Consider the following 6874-nt stretch of genomic DNA (forward strand, 5'->3'; position numbering starts at 1 on the left):
GTCCGGGTCCGGGTCCGTCGGCGGGATCGGGGCGAACAGCTCCATCGTGGTCTCGGAGACCGTCTCCGGCACCGTCGTCCCGGCCTCGGCGGCCTCTTCGGGTACGTCGGGTACGTCGAGAACGTCGGGTCGTACGGCGTCGCCGTACCCGGTGTCCTCCTGCTCGCCCGCGGTCTCGCGCTCCTTCAGGGCGCGCTCCGCCGCCTCGATCAGCGGGTCGCCGTCGCCGTCCGCCTCCGGGACGACGACGGTCGAGCGGCCGCGCAGGAGGTTGGAGTTGGCCTCGGCGTCGGCGCCGGGCAGAGACGTGGCGGCGCCGGCCGACGCCGGTCCGGAGGTGGGGACGGCGGTCGCCGGCGTGGCGGCCAGCAGGGGCTTCGGGACGACCGCGACGGCCGCGATACCGCCCTGCTTCTGCTCGCGCAGCCGGACGCGGACACCGTGCCGGTGGGCGAGGCGGGCCACCACGTACAGGCCGAGCCCGAGTCCGTCGCCGCCCTCCTGGTCGTACGGCTCCTCGGGGTCGAACTGCTTGAGGCGGGCGTTGAGCCGCTCCAGCCGGTCGGCGGGGATGCCGAGGCCGTCGTCCTGCACGGAGAGCATGACCTCGCCGTTCTCCAGCAGCCAGCCGGAGATCTCGATCGGCTGCTCGGGCGGCGTGGCCGAGGTGGCGTTCTCCAGGAGTTCGGCGACGAGGTGGCTGAGGTCGTCGGCGGCGAACCCGGCGATGTGCGCGTGCGGCGGCAGCGCGGCGATGCGGACGCGGTCGTAGCGCTCGATCTCGCTGACGGCGGCCCGGACGACGTCGACGAGCGGGACCGGGCTCGCGTGCTGCTGGCCGTGCTCGGCGCCGGCGAGGACGAGGAGGTTCTCGCTGTGGCGGCGCATCACGGTCGCGAAGTGGTCGAGCTTGAAGAGCGTGGCGAGCCGCTCGGGGTCCTGCTCGCGCTCCTCCATGCCCTCGATGACGGAGAGCTGGCGCTCGACGAGCCCGAGGGTGCGCAGGGCGAGGTTGACGAAGGTGCCGTGGATGCTGTGCCGGACCTGCTCCAGGTGGGCGGTGGCGGCGGCGAGTTCGGCGCGCAGCCGGTCGCGTTCGTCGGCCATGGTCTGGCGCTGGCCGATGAGGTGCTTGCGGTCGCCCTCCAGGGGCGAGAGCCGCTCGTGGAGGGCGAGGGCGTGCGCGTGGAGCGCGTTGACGGAGCGCACGACCTGGGCGAACTCGTCGTTGCGGCCGGTGTACCTGACCGGTTCCTCGGTCGCCGGGTCGGCGGCGACGCGGGCCGAGCCGATGCGCAGCGCGGCCAGCGGCTGGGTGAGGGTGCGGGCCATGGCGGTGGCGATGCCGATGGCGACGAGGAGGAGGGCGCCGAGGACCGCGATACGGATCTCCAGCGCGGTGACGTCGTCGTCGCGGAGTTGGGCGAGGTCCTTGGTGCGCCGGTCGTTGAGGGATGCCTCGACACCGCGCATCAGCTCGACCCGGGCGGACAGCGCGGCGTCCAGCTTCGTGGTGCCGGTGTTCAGCTCGGAGTCGGAGAGCCTCGGCTGGTCGGTCAGCTTGTCCAGGTAGGTCTCGGCGGAGGTGACCTCGGGACCGGTGACGGTGGAGTCGTAGGAGGAGCGGGCGGCGGAGGGCGCCGTCTCGCGGAAGTCGTCGAGGGCGGCCGCGGAGCGGACGCGGGCCTCCTGGGCGGCGGCGGTGAGCTCGTCGCGCTGCTTCCTGTCCGCGGCCGAAGTGCTGGTCGAGGTGGTCGGCAGGCCGGTCACGGGGTCGGTGACCGTCTGCGTGGACTTCGGCACGCTCAGCGCGGCCAGCAGCAGTCCGCGGGCGGCGGCGGACTGCTGGACGGCGGTGTCGAGCTCGGCGAGCGCGTGGGAGCCGTCGCCCGCGCGGGGCGGCAGCTTCTCCGCCAGTTCCTCGGCGAGGGCGTGCAGTTCGGCGATGGTGGTGGAGTAGGCCTCGTGCGCTTCGACAGCGCTGCTCCTACCGGTGAGCGCCGTGCGCCGGACGGTGGCGATCTCGTTCAGGTCCCGGCCCAGCCCCGCGGGCGCGTCGGCCTTGAGCTCTTCGACCCGCCGGTCGACGCGGGCGCTGCGCTCCTCGCTGGGGGCCTTGGACTTGGGGCGCCCGGCGGCGATGTACGCGGTGACCTCGTCCCGCTCGTCGGCCAGGACATGGGCGAGGGTGAGCGCCTGCTGGGTCTGCTCGGCGAGCGTCACCAGGTTCTGTGAGTCGTTCAGCTGGCTGGAGGCGGCGAGGACCGAGGGCGCGCCCGCGCCGGCGATGGCGGCTGCGACCACGGCGACGGCTCCGATGAGCCGGTTGCGGACGTGCGCGGGGCGTCCGGTGCCGACGGCGGGCTGGTCGCCCGTCTGCCCCGGGTTCGGGGCGGCCTTGGAGGCCGTCTGCTTGCCTGTGCGCCGAGGCCGCATTTTCTGCACCGGTGCTCGCATTCCTGACTCGTTTACCCATGGGCCCGGGTGACGTTCCGTCAACCTTTGCGTCTTCCCGGTACGGCTCCCGACCCTCCCAGTGCCGGTGGACGGTGATCCCGCATCATCAGGCCCGCCACCCGAAGGAGTGAACCCCGGACCGGAGTTGGCGGGCAAGTTCCTTTGGCGAGCGCGTTGCGGCCGCACGGCGGGCCCATTGGACGTGGGCGGCGGCCTTTGGCAGTATTCGCCGCCACGCTTCACCGGACCCGATCATTCCACGCCAAACCCGACGCCTGACCTGCCTGGCCGGGACCCTCAGGCGACCAATGCCAGCCTTTCGCGGTCGTTGTGAAGGCCTCGTGCAGACTGGCCGAATGCATACGGAACTCGTCTCGGAGCCCGGTGACCCGGCCCGCCCCAACGAGGACTTCGCCGCGGTCGCGCTGCCCGCTTCGGGACAGGGCGGTTCGCTGGTCGTCCTGGACGGCGTGACGCCACCGCCCGGTGACTACGGCTGTCGACATTCGGTCGCCTGGTTCTCCTCCCGCCTCGGTGGCGCCCTGACCGAACTGTCCGTTTCAGAACGGCATTTGACGTTGTCCGAAGCTCTCGCACAGGCCATCTCTCGTACCGCCGCTTCCCACGCGCAAACCTGTGACCTTTCTCACCCACGCACCCCACAGGCCACGGTGGTCCTGGCCCGCTGGTGTGCCGAGAGCGTCGAGTACCTGGTGTTGTCCGACTCGACGCTCCTGCTCGCGGCCCCGGACGGCACGGTGACGACGATCCTCGACGACCGTCTCTCCCGCGTCCCGCGCGCCACGCTCACCTCGGCCACGCTCACCGACGCGACCCTGCGGAACCAGGAGGGCGGCTTCTTCACCGCCGCGGCCGACCCCTCGGTCGCCTCCCGCGCGGTGACGGGAACGGTGCCGCGCTCCTCGGTCCACGCCCTGGCCGCCCTGACGGACGGCGCCACGCGCTGGGTGGAGAAGTTCCACGAGGGCGACTGGGCCGACCTCCTCGCCGTCGTACGGAAGGAGGGGGCCCGGGCGCTGATACGGCGCGTCCGGACGCTGGAGACGTCCGACACCGACAGGACGCACCTGGGGCGGAGCAAGCGGCACGACGACGCGACAGTGGTGTACGCGGAACTGTGACGCGGCCTCCCTGTCCGCCCGCCGTCAGCCCTCGCTGGTCTGGTTCAGCTGGTGGAGGAGGCGGGCGAGTTCGGCGACCTCCTGGCGGTCCCAGCCCGTCATCTGGCGCACGTACCGCTCCCGCCGTGCGTCGCGCACCCGGCGGAACCGGGACCGGCCCTCGTCCGTGAGCTGGACGAGCCAGGCGCGGCCGTCCGCGGGGTCGGGTTCACGGGCCACCAGCCCGAGGTGCTCCAGGGCGCGGAGCTGGCGGGACATCGTGGCCTTGCCGACGCCGATGTAGGCGGCGAGGTCGGTGGCGCGCAGCCCGCCGGTCTCGTCCAGGCGGGCCAGCAGCCCGTACGCGGCGGACTCCAGGTCGGGGTGGACCGCGCGGGCCATCTCGCCGGACTTGGCGCGGGCCCGCCGCAGGAACACCGTCAGCTCCCGCTCCAGCTCCAGGAAGGCGTGGTCCATGCCCGCCTGTGGTGCGCCGGATTCGATCCGATGCCCCTCACCGATACCGCCCTCGTGCACGTCAGCGCTCCTGATCCCGTTGGGCCGCCATTGCCGCAGCTGAGTAAGTATTCCGCAGCGACGGATCAACGGTGGCCTCCGGCCCTGCTTCTCCCGGGGGTGTTCTCCGGGGCGGCTTCCTTGCCGGGGGCGAGGAAAACCCCCGCCGCCCCGGAACCGTCGGGACCGGTCAGCGTCAGGCCGCAGCCGGCACCTTCACCTCCCCCGGGGAGAGCGCCAGCTCGAGGACCTGCCGGACATCCGTGACGGCGTGGACGTCGAGCTTGTCCAGGACCTCGGCGGGCACATCGTCCAGATCGGCCTCGTTACGCTTCGGGATGATCACCGTCGTCACCCCGGCCCGATGCGCGGCCAGCAGCTTCTGCTTGACGCCGCCGATGGGCAGGACACGGCCCGTCAGCGAGACCTCACCGGTCATCGCCACATCCGTACGGACCAGCCGGCCGGAGAGCAGCGAGGCGAGCGCCGTCGTCATCGTGACACCCGCGCTCGGACCGTCCTTGGGCACGGCTCCCGCCGGGAAGTGGATATGCGCACCCCGGTCCTTCAGATCACCCACGGGCAGCTCCAGTTCGGCGCCGTGCGAGCGGAGGAAGCTGAGGGCGATCTGCGCGGACTCCTTCATGACGTCACCGAGCTGACCGGTGAGGGTCAGTCCGGCCGCGCCCGTCTCCGGGTCGGCCAGGGACGCCTCCACGTACAGCACGTCGCCACCGGCGCCGGTCACCGCGAGCCCGGTGGCCACGCCCGGCACGGCCGTGCGCCGCTCCGCCGGGTCCTGCGCGGACTCGGGCACGTGGTGCGGACGCCCGATGAGCCCGCGCAGATCCGCCTCGGTGACCGTGAACGGCAGCTCCCGTTCACCGAGTTCGTGCTGGGCCGCGACCTTGCGCAGCAGCCTGGCGACGGACCGCTCCAGGTTCCGTACACCGGCCTCGCGCGTGTACTCACCGGCGAGCTTGCGCAACGCGCCCTCGTCCAGCGTGACTTCGTCGCTCTTCAGGCCGGCCCGCTCCAACTGCCGCGGCAGCAGGTGGTCCCGCGCGATGACGACCTTCTCGTCCTCGGTGTACCCGTCGAGCCGGACCAGCTCCATACGGTCCAGCAGCGCCTCCGGGATGGCCTCCAGCACGTTGGCGGTGGCCAGGAAGACGACATCGCTCAGATCCAGCTCGACCTCCAGGTAGTGGTCCCGGAAGGTGTGGTTCTGTGCCGGGTCGAGGACTTCGAGCAGGGCGGCGGCGGGGTCGCCCCGGAAGTCGGAGCCGACCTTGTCGATCTCGTCGAGCAGGACGACGGGGTTCATGGACCCGGCTTCCTTGATGGCCCGGACGATACGGCCGGGCAGGGCACCCACGTACGTACGCCGGTGGCCGCGGATCTCGGCCTCGTCCCGCACACCGCCGAGGGCGACGCGCACGAACTTCCGTCCCATGGCGTGGGCGACCGACTCACCGAGCGAGGTCTTGCCGACACCGGGAGGACCGACCAACGCGAGCACGGCACCACCACGGCGCCCGCCGACAACGCCCAGCCCCCGGTCGGAGCGCCGCTTGCGCACCGCGAGGTACTCGGTGATGCGCTCCTTCACGTCCTCCAGGCCGGAGTGCTCCGCGTCCAGGACGGCCTGGGCGCCCCTGATGTCGTACTCGTCCTCGGTCCGCTCGTTCCAGGGAAGCTCCAGCACCGTGTCGAGCCAGGTACGGATCCAGGACCCCTCGGGCGACTGGTCACTGGACCGCTCCAGCTTGTCGACCTCCTTCAGGGCGGCCTCGCGGACGTTCTCGGGAAGATCCGCGGCCTCGACACGCGCCCGGTAGTCGTCGGACTCCTCGCCGTCCTTCTCGCCGTTCAGATCACGCAACTCCTTGCGTACGGCTTCGAGCTGGCGCCGCAGCAGGAACTCGCGCTGCTGCTTGTCCACACCCTCCTGTACGTCCTTGGCGATGGACTCGGCGACGTCCTGCTCCGCGAGGTGCTCACGCAGTTGCTCGGTGGCGAGCTTCAGCCGGGTGACGGGGTCGGCGGTCTCCAGCAGCTCCACCTTCTGTTCGGTGGAGAGGAAGGGCGAGTAACCGGAGTTGTCGGCGAGGGCGGAGACGTCGTCGATCTGCTGCACGCGATCGACGACCTGCCAGGCACCCCGCTTCCGCAGCCAGCTGGTGGCGAGGGCCTTGTACTCCTTGACGAGCTCGGTGACGTGCCCCGGCACCGGCTCGGGCACGGTCTCCTCGACCCGGGTCCCCTCGACCCACAGGGCGGCACCCGGCCCGGTGGTCCCGGCGCCGATCCGCACACGTCCGCGCCCTCGGATGAGCGCACCTGGGTCTCCGTCGGCCAGGCGTCCCACCTGCTCGACGGTGCCGAGCACCCCCGTACGTGCGTACGTGCCGTCGATCCGCGGCACCAGCAGTACCTTCGGTTTCCCCGGTTCCGAGCGCGCGGCGGCCTGCGCGGCCTCCACCGCGGCCCGTACATCGGCGTCGTTCAGGTCCAGCGGCACCACCATTCCCGGCAGCACGACGTCGTCATCGAGCGGCAGTACGGGGAGGGTGAGCGGTGTGGACGTCGAAGCCATGATCTCTCCCTAGGCAGTCAAGTTGAGCTATGCCGACTCAATGCACGTGAGCCTTGGATTGTTCCCCCTTGGGTGTTCGCCGTGAGCGATCAGCACCTAACCGGCCGAGTCGGCGCCTGACCAGCCATTTCCTCGCCCCCGCCGCTCCTACCCATCCCATCTCCGGTGCTCCGCCCCGGAC

At 71.7% G+C, this 6874-nt stretch carries 4 protein-coding genes; 1 reads left to right on the plus strand and 3 read right to left on the minus strand.

Features of this window, described 5'->3' with window-relative positions:
* A partial coding sequence (locus FNH08_RS40795) for a sensor histidine kinase (protein WP_152776565.1) occupies positions 1 to 2457 on the minus strand: 2457 nt, incomplete at its 3' end.
* A gap of 356 nt (positions 2458 to 2813) precedes the next feature.
* On the opposite strand from FNH08_RS40795, the gene FNH08_RS40800 reads away from it, so the two are divergent.
* Positions 2814 to 3599, plus strand: a complete 786-nt coding sequence (locus tag FNH08_RS40800; protein ID WP_152776566.1) for a protein phosphatase 2C domain-containing protein — start codon at positions 2814 to 2816, stop codon at positions 3597 to 3599.
* Between the two features lie 24 nt (positions 3600 to 3623).
* On the opposite strand, the gene FNH08_RS40805 is transcribed toward FNH08_RS40800, so the two are convergent.
* Together FNH08_RS40805 and lon are read right to left on the minus strand one after the other, a co-directional pair.
* Positions 3624 to 4115: a MarR family winged helix-turn-helix transcriptional regulator gene (locus FNH08_RS40805; RefSeq protein ID WP_322726277.1), complete on the minus strand. Its 492-nt coding sequence runs from the start codon at positions 4113 to 4115 to the stop codon at positions 3624 to 3626.
* Positions 4116 to 4290: 175 nt separating this feature from the next.
* Complete coding sequence (gene lon / locus FNH08_RS40810; RefSeq protein ID WP_152776567.1) at positions 4291 to 6693, minus strand: endopeptidase La; 2403 nt, start codon at positions 6691 to 6693, stop codon at positions 4291 to 4293.
* Positions 6694 to 6874: the final 181 nt, after the last annotated feature.

It is taken from the genome of Streptomyces spongiae (assembly GCF_009377185.1).
In the GTDB taxonomy this organism is placed as follows: domain Bacteria; phylum Actinomycetota; class Actinomycetes; order Streptomycetales; family Streptomycetaceae; genus Streptomyces; species Streptomyces spongiae.